This window comes from Shinella sp. JR1-6 (assembly GCF_004284735.1).
In the GTDB taxonomy this organism is placed as follows: Bacteria; Pseudomonadota; Alphaproteobacteria; order Rhizobiales; family Rhizobiaceae; genus Shinella.
The window spans coordinates 211,197-224,637 of record NZ_SHMI01000007.1 but is presented as its reverse complement, the minus strand read 5'-3'; the positions used below and the strand labels follow the sequence as shown (position 1 = coordinate 224,637).

Annotated in this window: 14 protein-coding genes; 2 read left to right on the top strand and 12 right to left on the bottom strand. The window is 66.7% G+C overall.

Annotated features, from left to right (window positions below; genetic code table 11):
• Positions 1–2 precede the first annotated feature (2 nt).
• From EXZ48_RS15375 to EXZ48_RS15325, 11 genes are all read right to left on the bottom strand, one after another.
• Entirely contained in the window at positions 3–296 is a 294-nt protein-coding gene (locus EXZ48_RS15375) for an antibiotic biosynthesis monooxygenase (protein WP_130516830.1), read from the bottom strand.
• 11 nt (positions 297–307) lie between these two features.
• Positions 308–715, bottom strand: a complete 408-nt coding sequence (locus tag EXZ48_RS15370) for a cupin domain-containing protein (RefSeq protein WP_130516828.1) — start codon at positions 713–715, stop codon at positions 308–310.
• Between the two features lie 8 nt (positions 716–723).
• On the bottom strand, positions 724–2,100 hold the full coding sequence (locus EXZ48_RS15365) for an NAD-dependent succinate-semialdehyde dehydrogenase (RefSeq protein WP_130516826.1): 1,377 nt from the start codon (positions 2,098–2,100) through the stop codon (positions 724–726).
• The gene (locus EXZ48_RS15360; protein ID WP_130516824.1) at positions 2,097–2,882 is read right to left on the bottom strand and encodes a hydroxypyruvate isomerase family protein; all 786 of its coding nucleotides are present in this window, start codon (positions 2,880–2,882) and stop codon (positions 2,097–2,099) included. Before EXZ48_RS15360 ends, EXZ48_RS15365 begins: the two co-directional genes overlap by 4 nt.
• Positions 2,882–3,961, bottom strand: coding sequence for an Ldh family oxidoreductase (locus EXZ48_RS15355; RefSeq protein ID WP_130516822.1), 1,080 nt, complete (start codon positions 3,959–3,961; stop codon positions 2,882–2,884). The genes EXZ48_RS15360 and EXZ48_RS15355 overlap by 1 nt, the downstream gene beginning before the upstream one ends.
• Before the next feature lie 82 nt (positions 3,962–4,043).
• On the bottom strand, positions 4,044–5,561 hold the full coding sequence (locus EXZ48_RS15350; RefSeq protein WP_130516820.1) for a tripartite tricarboxylate transporter permease: 1,518 nt from the start codon (positions 5,559–5,561) through the stop codon (positions 4,044–4,046).
• 1 nt (position 5,562) lies between these two features.
• A complete protein-coding gene (locus EXZ48_RS15345; RefSeq protein ID WP_023515586.1) occupies positions 5,563–6,036 on the bottom strand; it encodes a tripartite tricarboxylate transporter TctB family protein in 474 nt (157 codons plus the stop codon).
• A 30-nt stretch (positions 6,037–6,066) separates the two neighbouring features.
• A complete protein-coding gene (locus EXZ48_RS15340) occupies positions 6,067–7,020 on the bottom strand; it encodes a tripartite tricarboxylate transporter substrate binding protein (protein ID WP_023515587.1) in 954 nt (317 codons plus the stop codon).
• Positions 7,021–7,236: 216 nt separating this feature from the next.
• Entirely contained in the window at positions 7,237–7,539 is a 303-nt protein-coding gene (locus EXZ48_RS15335; RefSeq protein ID WP_023515588.1) for a DUF4387 family protein, read from the bottom strand.
• A complete protein-coding gene (locus EXZ48_RS15330) occupies positions 7,532–8,890 on the bottom strand; it encodes an acyclic terpene utilization AtuA family protein (protein ID WP_023515589.1) in 1,359 nt (452 codons plus the stop codon). The genes EXZ48_RS15335 and EXZ48_RS15330 overlap by 8 nt, the downstream gene beginning before the upstream one ends.
• Complete coding sequence (locus tag EXZ48_RS15325) at positions 8,887–9,807, bottom strand: GntR family transcriptional regulator (RefSeq protein WP_050744284.1); 921 nt, start codon at positions 9,805–9,807, stop codon at positions 8,887–8,889. The genes EXZ48_RS15330 and EXZ48_RS15325 overlap by 4 nt, the downstream gene beginning before the upstream one ends.
• Positions 9,808–10,021: 214 nt before the next feature.
• Between EXZ48_RS15325 and EXZ48_RS15320 the strand changes: the two genes are divergently transcribed.
• Together EXZ48_RS15320 and EXZ48_RS15315 are read left to right on the top strand one after the other, a co-directional pair.
• Positions 10,022–10,894, top strand: coding sequence for a GntR family transcriptional regulator (locus EXZ48_RS15320; RefSeq protein ID WP_130516818.1), 873 nt, complete (start codon positions 10,022–10,024; stop codon positions 10,892–10,894).
• 132 nt (positions 10,895–11,026) lie between these two features.
• Entirely contained in the window at positions 11,027–12,544 is a 1,518-nt protein-coding gene (locus EXZ48_RS15315) for a malonyl-CoA synthase (RefSeq protein ID WP_130516816.1), read from the top strand.
• Positions 12,545–12,611: 67 nt separating this feature from the next.
• On the opposite strand, the gene EXZ48_RS15310 is transcribed toward EXZ48_RS15315, so the two are convergent.
• Positions 12,612–13,379, bottom strand: a complete 768-nt coding sequence (locus EXZ48_RS15310; protein ID WP_023515593.1) for an SDR family NAD(P)-dependent oxidoreductase — start codon at positions 13,377–13,379, stop codon at positions 12,612–12,614.
• Positions 13,380–13,441: the final 62 nt, after the last annotated feature.

The following is a 13,441-nucleotide window of genomic DNA, read 5'->3' as shown; positions in this document are numbered from 1 at the left end:
CGTCAGAGAGCCACGGCCGCCGAATGGGTGACGACCGGCGGCGCTGCGAAATAGGGCGAAGCGAGTGCCCGCCATCTCTGGAAACCGTCGGAAGCGCGGAACGTGACCATATGGTCCTCGATGCTGCGCCATGTCACGAGCAGCCGGTAGGTCTCCGGCGTCTCGACGACGCGGTGCAAGGCGAGATCGAGACAACCGTCGGCAGCGAGAAAAAAGGGCCGCGCCGCCGCAACGGCGGCCTCGAAGCCGGCGGGATCGGTGACCCTGATCTCTGCCACCTCAACGACGGGGGACATGGGGTTCTCCTTCATTTCGCTGCATGGCCGTGTTCGGCATCGATCGACCGGCTCTCGCCGGACGCGACCATGGTGCGGGTGGCATCGACCGTGGCGTAGGTCCAGAAGATACGCATCGGCTTGTCCGATGCGTTGATGAAGCGGTGCGGCACGTTGGCGGGAATCCAGGTCGTGTCGTTGGTGGAAAGATGGTGCTGCACGCCATCGATCTCGGCGATCGCCTCGCCCTCGATCACCATGACGCTTTCCTCGCAATTGTGGAAATGCAGGCCGATGGCGGCGCCGGGATCGAAGGCCGTGATGCCGTTGATCATGCTGGTGGAGCCGCAGCGACGGGTGACGAGTGGCGTGGTGCGCGCGCCGCTGCCGCGGTCGTTGGTCTTCAGCTCGTGCGGGCGCAGGATAGCGGGTTCGGACATTGGGGACCTCACTTGGAAGGACCGATCCAGACGGTCTTGATGTTGACGAATTCGCGGATGCCATAGACGCCGAGTTCACGCCCGTAGCCGGAGCGCTTGATGCCGCCGAAGGGGTAGCGCGGGTCGGAGGCGGTCATGCCGTTGATGAAGACGGCGCCGGCATCGATGCGGGCGGCGAGTGCTCGTCCGCGGGCAGCATCGCCCGTCCAGAGTGCAGCGCCGAGGCCGTATTCGCTGTCATTGGCCATGGCGACGGCCTCGTCCGCGTCCTTCGCGCGGATGATGGCGGCGACCGGGCCAAACGTTTCCTCGCGGAAGGCCGTCATGCCCGGCCTGACGTGGTCGAGCACGGTCGGTGGATAGTAGAAGCCATCGCCTTCGAGCGGCTCGCCGCCGAGTTTCAGCACGGCCCCCTCGGCAAGCGAGCGCTTGACCTGATCGTGCAGACCGGTGCGCAGGTTTTCGCGCGCCATCGGGCCGATTTTCGTGTCGCGCTCCATCGGATCGCCGATCTTCAACGCGGCGGCCTTTTCGACGAAGAGCGCGGTGAAGCGATCAGCGACGGCCTCCTCCACGATGAAGCGCTTGGCGTTGACGCAGGACTGGCCGACATTGATGTAGCGTGCCTTGACGGCAGTCTCGGCGGCGGCCTCCAGATCGGCATCGGCGAGCACGATGAACGGGTCGGAGCCGCCGAGTTCCAGCACCTGCTTCTTCAGCGCCTTGCCGGCCTGCGAAGCGACGATGGCGCCGACCTCGGTCGAGCCCGTCAGCGTCACGGCCGCGATGCGCGGGTCGGCAATGAGGCCGGCGACCTTGGCCGTATCGACGAGCAACGTCGCCGTCAGCCCGGCCGGGGTGCCGGCGGCGTCCATCACCTCCTGAACGGCAAGCGCGCATTCCGGCACGTTGTTGGCGTGCTTGAGGATCGCGCCGTTGCCGGCGGCAAGCGCCGGGGCGACGAAGCGGAAATACTGCCAGAACGGATAGTTCCACGGCATGATCGCCAGCACCACGCCGAGCGGTTCGAAGGCGACGACGCTCTCGCTGGCATTGGAGGCAACGGGCTCGTCTGCGAGATAGACCGGCGCATGCTCGGCGTAGAAATCGCAGTTGTAGGCGCATTTCTCGATCTCGGCCTCGGCCTCGGCGATGGGCTTGCCCATTTCGCGCACGATCATCTCGGCGTACCGCGCCTTGCTGGCGCGCAGCGCCGCGGCCATGCGGGTGAGCAGCGCCACGCGCTCGCCGACCGGGACGCGCCGCCAGGCGCGCTGTGCGCGGGCTGCTGCCTCCAGCGCAGCGTCCACGGCGGCATCGTCCTGCAGGTCGAAGCTGCGGATGGGCTTTCCGGTGGCGGGATTGACGGAGGTGATCGCGGTCATGGGGAAACCTTTTCGGAAAGGAGCCGCTTCCAGCCGGGAAGGAAGGACGTGCTGGCGGATGTCGCGGCGGAGGGGATGTATTCGAAGCCGATGGCACCGGCGTAACCGGCTGCCGTGAGGGCGGCGAGCATGGGCTCGAAGGCGAGCGTGCCGGTTCCCGGCTCGTGGCGGCCGGGGTGGTCGGCGATATGGACATGGCCGATGCGGTCGGCATTCTGTGCGATCCAGAGGTGCGGGTTCTCACCCAGGACGGCAGCATGGTAGGTGTCGAACAAGAGGGCGAAACGGCCGTGGAACTGGTCCTGCAACTCTGCCGCAAGGGCAAGGCTGCCCATATGGTAGCCGGGAATGGTGATCGCCTCGACGAGCACCCGCACGCCGCTGCCCTCCACCCGGTTCAGCGCCCAGGAGAGGTTGAGCCTGTAGGTCTCGGCGGCATCCAGCACGCCGCCCTTCGGCACGCCCGCCATGGGGTGGACGAAGGGGCAATCGATCTCCAGCGCATAGGCGAGCGCCCGGTCGAAGCCGGCACGGAACTCCGCCTCGCGGCCGGCGAGCGCGGCAAGGCCCTTTTCGCCCGCGGCTGCATCGCCCATGCCCGACGTGACCTGTGAGAAGGTGAGGTCGAGATCGGCAAGGCGGGCGCGCATCTCCTTCGCCGGCACGGCAAAGGGCTCGGGATGCTCGACGGCGGTGAAACCGTCGCGTGCCGCCGCCGCCGGCCGTTCGGCAAGCGGCAGGTCGCCATAGAGGTAGCCGATGTGGGCGGAGAGGCGGTTCATCAGGCTGCCTCGAAAGGGGCCGCGCTGCCTTCCGGGAAGGCGACGCCGGGGCCTTCACCCTCGGCGATGAGATCCGCGACGACATTGCCGGTGACGGGGATGCCGGTGCGGCGGCGTTCGTCCTCGCGGCGCTGCTCGGGCTCGCCCGGCATCATGATCTCGTCGACGCCGGCCGCGCGCGGCAGCACCTTGATGCGCTCGTAGAACTCGTCCATTCGCGCGCCAAAATCATCGAGCGACAGGAAGAGGTCCGGCTTGATGGCGAAGAACAGGTGGCCGACATTCTGCGGCTCGGAATGGTCGAAATAGAGGCTCTTCACGTCGCCGCCGAAATTCGCGCCGGTGAGGACACCGGACATCAGGTCCATCAGTGTCGCCAGAACCGAGCCCTTGACGCCGCCGAAGGGCAGGCAGACGCCCTCGAAGGCCTTGGCGGCGTCCGTGGTGGGGTTGCCGTCGACATCGAGCGCCAGGCCCTCGGCGATGGGGTCGCCCTTCATGGCCGCGAGCCGGATCTTTCCGCGCGCGATGACCGTCATCGCCATGTCCATGACATAGGGCGGGTGCTTGCCGCCCGGAATGCCGGCGGCGATGGGGCTTGCGCCGAGGAAGGTGGTGCGCCCGCCCCACATCGGAATGGCGGGCGAGGAATTGGTGAAGATCATCGAGATGAAACCGCGCTCGATGGCGCGCAGCGCATAACACGCTCCCATGCCGAAATGCGTCGAGCGGTTCACGCCGGCAAGGCCGATGCCCATCTCGCCGGCAATGTCGCAGGCGGCGTTCATGGCGATGTTGGAGGCGACGAAGCCCATGCCGTTGTCGCCGTCGACCGCGGCGACGGCGCCGGCCACCTTCGTCACCTTCACCTCGGGGCGCGGATTGACGAGGCCGCGCTTCAACCGCTCCAGATACATCGGGATGCGGCTGACGCCATGGCTGTCGACGCCGCGCAGGTTCGCCTTGACGAGGTCGCCCGCGATCAGCGCCGCATCGGCCTTGCTCATGCCGACGGAGAGGAACATCTCGGTGGCGTAGCGGGTCAGGTCTTCGGCTCGGAAGTAAAGCGTTTCAGCCATGGTGGGCTCCCTGAGGGTTGCGTTTTCCCATCCGGCCGCAGGGGTGCGGCCGGTCGGGCATTGGCATCGGTGGTGGGCGGCGTCAGGCGCCGGCGGTTTTGTCGGGCATGTCGATCTTGCGGGTGCGCCGCCAGTGCAGCATTGCCGGCACGATGAGGATCAGGGCGGAGATGGCGACGAGCACGGCCGAGAGCGGGGTGGAGACGAAGACCATCGGATCCCCCTGCCCCACGGCGAGCGCCCGGCGCATCTGCACCTCCGCCATCGGCCCCAGAATGAGACCGATCAGCACCGGCGCGATCGGGAAGTCATAGACACGCATCGTGTAGCCGAGCAGGCCGACGCCGAACATCATGGCAAGGTCCACCCAGGAGTTGGATACGCCCCAGATGCCGACCAGCGAGAAGATGAGGATGCCGGCATAGAGATAGGGACGCGGGATGAAGAGCAGCCGTACCCAGAGCCCCGCCAGCGGCAGGTTGAGGATCAGCAGCATCAGGTTGCCGACATAGAGCGAAGCGATGAGGCCCCAGACGAGATCGGCGGAGTTGATGAACAGCATCGGCCCCGGCTGCAGCCCGTAGTTCTGGAAGGCGGCGAGCAGGATCGCCGCGGTGGCCGACGTCGGCAGCCCGAGCGTCAGGAGCGGCACCAGCACGCCCGCAGCGGCGGCGTTGTTCGCAGCCTCCGGACCCGCCACGCCCTCGATGGCGCCGTTGCCGAACTCTTCCGGATGCTTGGTCAGCTTGCGCTCGACCGTATACGAGAGGAAGGTCGGGATTTCTGCGCCGCCGGCCGGCAGCGCGCCGATGGGAAAGCCGAAGAAAGTGCCGCGCAGCCACGGCTTCCAGGAGCGCTTCCAGTCTTCCTTCGTCATCCAGATGCCGCCGGCGAGCGGATTGAGGTTGGGCTTCTGCAGGCCGAAGCGGCTGGCGACATAGAGCGTCTCGCCGATGGCGAAGAGCGAGACGAGCACGACCGTCATCTCGACGCCGTCCATGAGGTCGGGCACGCCGAAGGTCAGCCTCTGCAGGCCGGTCTGCTTGTCGATGCCGACGACGCCGAGCGACAGGCCGAGCAGGAGCGCGATGAAGCCGCGCACCTTGGACGTTCCCATCACGACCGAGACGGAGAGGAATGCGAGCAGCATCAGGGCGAAATAGTCCTGCGGCTTGAAGATGAAGGCGAGCTCGGCGATGGGCGGCGCCAGGAAGGTGATGCCCAGCGTGCCGATGGTGCCGGCGACGAAGGAGCCGATCGCGGCCGTGCAGAGCGCCGCCGCGCCGCGACCCTGGCGGGCCATCTTGTTGCCCTCGAGCGCGGTCATCATCGCGCCGCTCTCGCCGGGCGTGTTGAGCAGGATCGAGGTGGTGGAGCCGCCATACATGGCGCCGTAGAAGATGCCGGCGAACATGATGAAGGCCGCGGTCGGTTCGATATAGACGGTGACGGGCAACAGCAGCGCGATGGTCAGCGCCGGGCCGATGCCGGGCAGGACACCGATGGCGGTGCCCATGAAGGTGCCGACGAAGGCCCACATCAGGTTGTGCGGCTGCAGGGCGACGGAAAAACCGTTCATCAAGCCGGTGATCGCGTCCATCCTACACCCCCATCATCGGAAGAAGACCGCCAAGCTGGACACCCAGCTTGCGGAAGAGCCACCAGCACAACAGCGAGAAGCCGAGGCCGAGCACCAGGTCGAGATGCCAGCGGCGCGACTTGAAGGCCGCGGCCACCAGCACGAAACAGCCGGTGCAGGTGATGACGAAGCCGAGCGGCTTCATCGTCAGCATCGGCAGGGCGCAGGCCGCCGCGGCAAGGCAGAGCGCGGTGTAGTTGACCGCGTGGTCCTCACTGACGTCCTCGGCGTCCTGTTCCTCGAACGGAACGCCCCGGTAGATCTGCAGTGTCAGCAGCAGGCCCATGAGGACCAGGCCGATCCCGATGGCCGAGGGCATGAAGCCCGGGCCGACATGGGCGTACTGGTCGAACTGGGGCAGTTCCGCGGCCTTCCAGAAAACGATGGCTCCCCAGCCGACCGTTCCCGCCGCAAGCCAATAGGGGCGTTCCGTCATGTCAGACATCCTTTCGAAAAGCGCCGCGGCTTACTTGACGAGGCCGGCTTCCTTCAGGATGGCGCCGATGCGGGTCTTTTCGTCGTTGAGAAACGCGACGAAATCGTCTCCGGCGAGGTAGGCGTCTTCCCAGCCCTGCTTGGCGAGAATGTCCTTCCAGGCAGCGCTTTCATGCATCTTGGCAAAGCGGTCGAGCCACATCTTGCGGCCGTCCGCAGACATGTCCGGCGCACCGACGATGCCGCGCCAGTTGCCGACGACCACGTTGAGGCCGGCTTCCTTCAGGCTCGGCGCATCGATGCCGTTGACGCGGCCTTCGGAGGTGACCGCGATGATGCGGATGCGGCCGGCATCGGCCATCGGCTTGAACTCCGAGACGCCCGAGACGGCGACCGTCACTGCACCGCCGCCGAGCGCGGTCACGGCTTCCGCACCGCTGTCATAGGGGATGTAGTTCAGCTTGGCCGGCTCCAGGCCGCTTTCCTTTGCGATCAGCGCCATCACGATGTGGTCGACGCCGCCGGCCGAGCCGCCGCCGATCGACACGGCGCCGAGGTTTTCCTTCATCGCCTTGACGAGATCGTCCACCGTCTTGATCGGGGAATCGGTCGCGACGGCGACGACACCCGTATCGTTGGTGAGGCGCACCAGCGGCGTCACGTCATCGAGCGTGACGGGCGAGGAGTTGAGCAGGATGCCCCCGACCATGATGACGCCCATCGACATGACGGCATTGTCGTTGCCGCGGTTCGCGCCGACGAATTCGGCAAGACCGATCGTGCCGCCGGCACCGCCCTTGTTGGTGAAGGTCGCGCCGTCGGCGAAGATGCCTTCCTTCGACATCGCGTCGAACGGCAGGCGCGCCATGGCGTCATACCCGCCACCGGCACCGCCCGGCGCCATCACCACCGCCGGATCGGCAAAGGCCGGCGCTGCGGCCGAAAGCGAAAACGCCACTGCGGCGGCAAAAACTGCTTTGATCATAATTTCCTCCCAATAAGTCCGGGCTGAAAGCCCTGGTGCTGCCGAGCCGGCAACACAGACATCGGCCTCCTTGCCGTTGTCGTATTAATACACTTACGACAATCTGGCCGCTTGTCAACATTGTTTTGCCGGGGGACGGGGAGAAGGCGTCGCGGTGGCCGGCGTGTCCCCCGCCGATGGCGAGGGACGGGATCGGGAAGGTGCGTTCGGGACCGGTCAGTCGATCTGCAGTTCCTCCAGGAGGCAGGCCCAGCCGGCACCGTGCATGTCGCGGTCGGCGCGCGTGCCCTGGACGACGGGGCGCGGCACGGAGAATTTCACGACGTTGAGCGCGGGAATGTCGAAACGCTTGAGCAACTGCTGCTCGACGCCGAAGAGCCGCGCCACGGTGGCATCCTTCAGCCCGTCACGCACCCGGGCATAGGTCGCCGGATCGTCGCAGAAGACGTCGATCGTCAACCAGAACGGCCCGGCATTCTTGGAGCGTACCTTGCTGACGAGGCTTCCCAGTTCAGGCATGTCCCACCTCATGGGTTTCGAGCACGAAGGCGGCGAGCGGGTCGTCCAGCTCCATCACATGGTTGAGGCAGAACTCGTAGAGCGCGCCGCGCTGCATTTCGGCGGGCGAGAAGGGAAAGGCGAAGGTCGGCATCGGCTCGTCCTCGGTCAGGGGATGATGCAGGAGATAGGGGTTGAGGATCTTGCCGGCCTCGGCCGCCTGTTCGGCGGTCGGGCAGGTGAGAATGCCGAGAATGCCGACCTCGACGGGAATGTCGTGACGGTTCTCCAGCGCGCCGAGCGTCGCATCCATGCCGATCAGCCGGATCTCGACGCTGAAGGCATCCGGGGCGAGACCCATGCGGGCGACGATCTTGTCACGCACCTTGGCCTCGATATCCGCCGCCCATTCGCGCACATGCTGGACATAACGGCGCTCGCGCACCACCGCGAGGCCGACGGTCTGGTAGCCGACGATGCGGGCGCCCTCCAGCTTGACCGTGTAGCGCCCCGGCACCCATTTCGAGCCCTCGACACGCACCCGGCGCCCGTCGAGCGCCTCGTATTCGGACCGCGTGACGTCGAGATGGCCGCCCGGCTCGTGCAGGATGAACGGATCGGAATTCTCGTAGAGCATATGGGCGGAGACGGTATAGGGCGTCGCGGCGGCGTCTGCCGCCATCGGCTCGATGGTGAAGCCGGAGGCGTCGAAGTCGATCTGGATCACGCCGGAATTCGGCTGCGTGGTGGCGAGCGCCCCGCATTCGCCGACCTTGGCGCCGTGCCATGCGGCGCCGGCATGGTCGCCGCGAACGACCGGCAGCGCCGCGATGATGGCGGTGTCCGTCGTGCGCCCGGCAATGACGATATCCGCCCCGGTGGCGAGCGCCGCCGCGACCTGCTCGACGCCGGCGAGGGCGACGATGTTGGTGCAGTCGTCGACGATGGCCTCGTTGACATCGGGTGCGGCCGGCAGCGCGTGCAGACGGCCGTCGCCGAGCGCGGCCTTCACCCGCTCCTTCGGCTGGCCGGATTTCAGCGTGGCGACCTTGACCTGCATGCCCTCCTCCAGGGCGATCTCGCGGGTGATGTCGAAAAGCCAGTCCACCGCATCATCCGCGCCGCAGGTGCCGGCGGTGCCGATGACGAGCGGAACGCCGGCCTTCGCCCGCGCCTGCATCAACTCGCGCCATTCCACCTTGGTTGAGGCGCGCGAATATTTCGAGACGCCGCGCCCGAGATAGGACGGGCCGCTGTCCGTCGAGCCGCCGTCGATGGCGATGATGTCGGGCTGGTTGGCGACGCCGCGCTCCAGCGCCGCGCGGTCATAACCCAGACCCAGCGCGCCTGCGGGTATAAGTACGCGTGTCATGTGTCATCTCCCTTGTCCGGCCCGCCAGCGGGGCCACCGGAAAACATTTCGGCGCGGGCCTTGCGCAGCTTGGCCTTGCCGAGGTGGTCGTGCATCAGATCCGCCGCCTTCGCGGTGTCGCCGACATCAAGCGCATCGAGGATCGCAAGATGCTCGGCATTCTGGCCACGCACCTGCTCGGCGTTCAGCGTCTGGCGGTATTCGATCAGGCGGCGAAGCTGGTTGAGCTTCTGCACCGTGTTGATCAGGAAACGATTGCCGGAGAGCGCGGCGAGGCCTTCGTGAAACGACGAATTCGCCTCGAACAGCTCCATCTGGCTCAGCCGCTGCCAGCCGCCGTCGGCGACGATCTCCTGCCGGCGGCGCAGGTCCGCGAGGATGACGGGATCGGCGCGGAACTCGGGTGAGCGGATGCCGTGCACCTCGATCACCTGGCGCAGGTCGTAACATTCCCGGTAGGCCTCGACGGAATCGATCAGCACCGCGAAGGTCCAGCCCCGGCCCTCGTTGCGCTCGATCCAACCCTCGCCGGAGATGCGCGTCAGAATGCGGCGCAGCCCCAGCCGCGACACGCCGTAGCGCCGCATCAGGTCGGTCTCGCTCACCCGGTCCGGCAGGCGGCGCGACAGGCGGTCATCGGCAATGCGCAGATAGGTCGCCTCGTCCGACGTATCGTTGGCGGCGGGCAGCGGGTCGGCGGCGATGCGGTCGGGATCGCGCAGATAGAAGCCCTTGTTGGGCACCTGCTCGACAATGCCCTGGTCCGCCAGAATGCCGAGCGCCGAGCGGATCGGCTGGCGCGACGTGCCGAACAGGGACTGGAAGCTGGCTTCTGTCAGGTGCTGTCCCCGTTCCATGGCCGATGTCCTGATATGGCGGACGATCTTGTCCGCCAGCGAGCGATGAAGTTCGTTCATGATCGACCCCTGGATGGTATTAAGCGCGTATATACGACAATCCGTAGGCAATCAATCAATCTGGCCGCGCCGTTTCCGCCGCCCGCCGCCTCGTGGTATTTCGAAATTACAAAAGTCCAATAGTCTGAATCATGGTACTATGCAAGTGCAAAGGACCAGCGCTTGGCGAAGGCTGTGGAACGTGCGACAAGACCCGGGCCATCCAGGAGCGTCCATGACCCAGATATCCAGCCCCCTCGCCCGTGAGATCGCCCGGCTCGTGCATGCCGAACGGTTGGCGCCGGGCGAGCCGCTGACCGAGCGCAGCCTTGCGGAGCGCTTCCTGGTCTCGCGCTCGCCGATCCGCACCGCATTGCGCGAACTGCAGCAGGCCGGCGTTTTGGCTGCGGCCGAGCGCGGCGGCTTCAAGGTGGCCGATCCCTCCGCCGCAAGGGCCCTTGCCGCCAGCGAGCCGGCGCCCGACGGCGGAGAGGAGGTCTATCTCGCCATCGCGCGCGACCGGCTGGCCGGCGAAATTCCCGACCGGGCGAGTGAAAACGAGCTCCTGCGCCGCTACGGCATCACGCGCCCGCGCCTGCAGGCCCTGCTCCGGCGCATGTCGGAGGAGGGCTGGGCGGAGCGGCTGCCGGGGCACGGCTGGCGTTTCCTGCCGGTGTTGACCTCGATGGAGACCTACCGGCAGAGCTACAGCTTTCGTCAGGCGATCGAGCCGGCCGCATTGCTGGAGCCGGGTTTTGTGCTCAATCGCCCGGTGCTGGAGCGGCATCTCGAACAGCAGCGGCGCTTCGTGGCGGGGGAGATCCTGGAAATCTCGGCGGTTCGCCTGTTCGAGACGAACAGCGAGATGCACGAGGCGATCGCCGAATGCAGCCGCAACGCCTTCTTCATCGAAAGCCTGAGGCGTGTCGACCGGCTGCGCCGGCTCATCGAATACCAGCAGCGGGTGGACCGCGAACAGGCCCGCCAGCGCTGTGCCGAACATGTGCACATCCTCGAACTGGTGCTGGACGGAAGGAACGGCGAGGCCGCCGAGGCGATGCGCAAGCATCTGAGCGCCCTCGGGCCGCTGAAGGCGCCTTCGCCCTGAACCGGCCTGCAGGGAATTCGAGTTGTCGCGCGGAGCTCCACAAGGCTAGTGTACCCGCGCGGCCTGCACGGTGAGGGGAACCCCGGCGCGGGCAGCGCGCGACAGTATCGGCATTACGAGGGAAACGAGCCCATGAGCAACCACCTCTTCGACGCGATCCGGGCAGCGGCACGACCGGAGGCGGCCTTCATCGAGACCGGCGACGGGCGTCGATGGACCTATGGCGACATGATTGCCCTTTCGGGGCAGCTGGCGGGTGCTCTTGCCACGCGCGGCGTCCGGCCGGGGGATCGGGTCGCCGTGCAGGTGGAAAAGAGCGCCGAGGCGCTGATGCTCTATCTCGCCTGCGTCAGGGCCGGTGCCGTCTACCTGCCGCTCAACACCGCCTGCACATTGGCGGAACTCGACTATTTCATCGGCGATGCCGAGCCGAGACTGGTCGTCGTCTCGCCGGGCGCCCGCGACGGCGTGAGCCCCGTCGCCGGCAAGTACGGCGCGGCCGTCGAAACGCTGGATGACAAGGGCGGCGGCTCGCTGCTGGAGCTTGCCCGCACGGAGACACCCGAATTCGCCGATATCGGGCGCGGTGCGGATGACCTTGCGGCGATCCTCTATACGTCGGGCACGACCGGCCGCTCCAAGGGCGCGATGCTGACGCATGACAATCTCCTGTCCAACGCGCTCGCCCTTCGCGACCACTGGCGCTTCACCAGCGCCGACCGGCTGATCCATGCCCTGCCGATCTTTCACACGCACGGCCTGTTCGTCGCCTCGAACGTCACCCTGCTGTCAGGCGCGTCGATGTATCTCCTGCCGAAGTTCGACGCCGACGAGGCGCTGCGCCTGATGGCGGACGCCACCGTGATGATGGGCGTGCCGACCTTCTATGTCCGCCTCGTGCAGCATGCCGGCCTGACGCCGGCGGCGACGGCCGGCATGCGGCTCTTCGTGTCCGGCTCGGCGCCCCTTCTTGCCGAGACGCATCGCAGCTTCTCGGAAAAGACCGGCCACGCCATCCTCGAGCGCTACGGCATGACCGAGACCAACATGAACACCTCCAACCCCTATGACGGCGAGCGCATTGCCGGCACCGTGGGCTTCCCGCTGCCGGGCGTTTCGCTGCGCGTCACCGAGCCGGAAACCGGCACACCGCTGCCGGATGGCGAGACCGGCATGATCGAGGTGAAGGGACCGAACGTCTTCAAGGGCTACTGGCGGATGCCGGAGAAGACCGCGGCAGAGTTCCGCACGGACGGGTTCTTCATCACCGGCGATCTCGGCCTGATCGATGCGCGGGGTTATGTGCACATTGTCGGGCGCGGCAAGGACCTCGTCATTTCCGGCGGCTACAACATCTATCCCAAGGAAGTGGAAACCGAGATCGACGGCATGCCCGGCGTCGTCGAAAGCGCGGTCATCGGCGTGCCCCACCCCGACTTCGGCGAGGGCGTGACGGCCGTCGTGGTGCGCCAGAAGGGCGCGACCATCGACGAACGGGCGGTGCTCGACGGGCTGAAGGACCGGCTGGCGCGCTACAAGCAGCCCAAGCGCGTGCTCTTCGTCGACGACCTGCCCCGCAACACGATGGGCAAGGTGCAGAAGAACGTGCTGCGCCAGACCTATGCAAACCTCTATTCCGGCAAGCCATAGGCACGGTACCGGTTTTCGGATCGACCAAAGAGCGGGAGCAGGTCCCGCCCCTCCGCCGACCTTATCTTCAGACGGCAGTAAAGCCGTTGTCCACGAAGAGATGGGTGCCCGTGATGAAGCGGGACTCGTCGCTGGCGAGGTAGAGCGCGGCGCGCGCGACGTCCTCCGGCTCGCCGATACGCCCCTGCTGTGCGGCAAGGGCCGCATCGGAAACATCGACGCCCAGCGCCTGCAGGTCCTCGATCTCGCGCAGGCCGTGCGGCGTGCGGATGAAGCCCGGGCAGACGGCGTTGCACCGGATGTTGCGGTCGCGGAACTCCACGGCGATCGCCCGTGCGAACTGGTGCACCGCTCCCTTGGTCGTGTCGTACAGCACCTCCATCGGTGTTGCTGCGACGGCCGAGATCGAGGAGGTGCAGACGATGGCGCCCTCGCCTGTCGAGATCATGCCGGGAAGGACGGCGCGGGTCATCAGGAACATCGAGCGGACATTGACCGCATGCAGCCACTCCCACTCCGCCAGCGTCGTTTCGAGGAACGGCTTGATGACGATCGTGCCGGCATGGTTGAAGAGAACATTGGCCGGACCATAGGTCGCCTCGACACCCCTGACCGCCGCGTTGACGGCGTCCTCGTCGGAAACATCCGCCGTCCAGAAGGCGGCTTCGCCGCCTGCGGCGCGAATGGCCGCGACCGTAGCTTCCGCCGCCTCCGCATTGCGGTCGATGATCGCCACGCGCGCCCCTTCGGCGGCAAAGAGTTTCGAGGAGGCGCCGCCCATGCCCGTCGCGCCGCCTGAAATGATCGCGGTCTTGTTCTTCAGTCTGTCTGCCATTTTGAAATCTACCCGTCCCTCTGGATTTTCCGTTGCCCTCCGAGCGGGAGGACGGGCCCAAG

Coding starts and splice junctions, on each gene's coding strand:
- EXZ48_RS15345 (WP_023515586.1), bottom strand. CDS start 6,036: ATGACGGAACGCCCCTATTGGCTTGCGGCGGGAACGGTCGGCTGGGGA.
- EXZ48_RS15325 (WP_050744284.1), bottom strand. CDS start 9,807: ATGAACGAACTTCATCGCTCGCTGGCGGACAAGATCGTCCGCCATATC.
- EXZ48_RS15315 (WP_130516816.1), top strand. CDS start 11,027: ATGAGCAACCACCTCTTCGACGCGATCCGGGCAGCGGCACGACCGGAG.
- EXZ48_RS15340 (WP_023515587.1), bottom strand. CDS start 7,020: ATGATCAAAGCAGTTTTTGCCGCCGCAGTGGCGTTTTCGCTTTCGGCC.
- EXZ48_RS15320 (WP_130516818.1), top strand. CDS start 10,022: ATGACCCAGATATCCAGCCCCCTCGCCCGTGAGATCGCCCGGCTCGTG.
- EXZ48_RS15360 (WP_130516824.1), bottom strand. CDS start 2,882: ATGAACCGCCTCTCCGCCCACATCGGCTACCTCTATGGCGACCTGCCG.
- EXZ48_RS15375 (WP_130516830.1), bottom strand. CDS start 296: ATGTCCCCCGTCGTTGAGGTGGCAGAGATCAGGGTCACCGATCCCGCC.
- EXZ48_RS15330 (WP_023515589.1), bottom strand. CDS start 8,890: ATGACACGCGTACTTATACCCGCAGGCGCGCTGGGTCTGGGTTATGAC.
- EXZ48_RS15350 (WP_130516820.1), bottom strand. CDS start 5,561: ATGGACGCGATCACCGGCTTGATGAACGGTTTTTCCGTCGCCCTGCAG.
- EXZ48_RS15365 (WP_130516826.1), bottom strand. CDS start 2,100: ATGACCGCGATCACCTCCGTCAATCCCGCCACCGGAAAGCCCATCCGC.
- EXZ48_RS15355 (WP_130516822.1), bottom strand. CDS start 3,961: ATGGCTGAAACGCTTTACTTCCGAGCCGAAGACCTGACCCGCTACGCC.
- EXZ48_RS15335 (WP_023515588.1), bottom strand. CDS start 7,539: ATGCCTGAACTGGGAAGCCTCGTCAGCAAGGTACGCTCCAAGAATGCC.
- EXZ48_RS15370 (WP_130516828.1), bottom strand. CDS start 715: ATGTCCGAACCCGCTATCCTGCGCCCGCACGAGCTGAAGACCAACGAC.
- EXZ48_RS15310 (WP_023515593.1), bottom strand. CDS start 13,379: ATGGCAGACAGACTGAAGAACAAGACCGCGATCATTTCAGGCGGCGCG.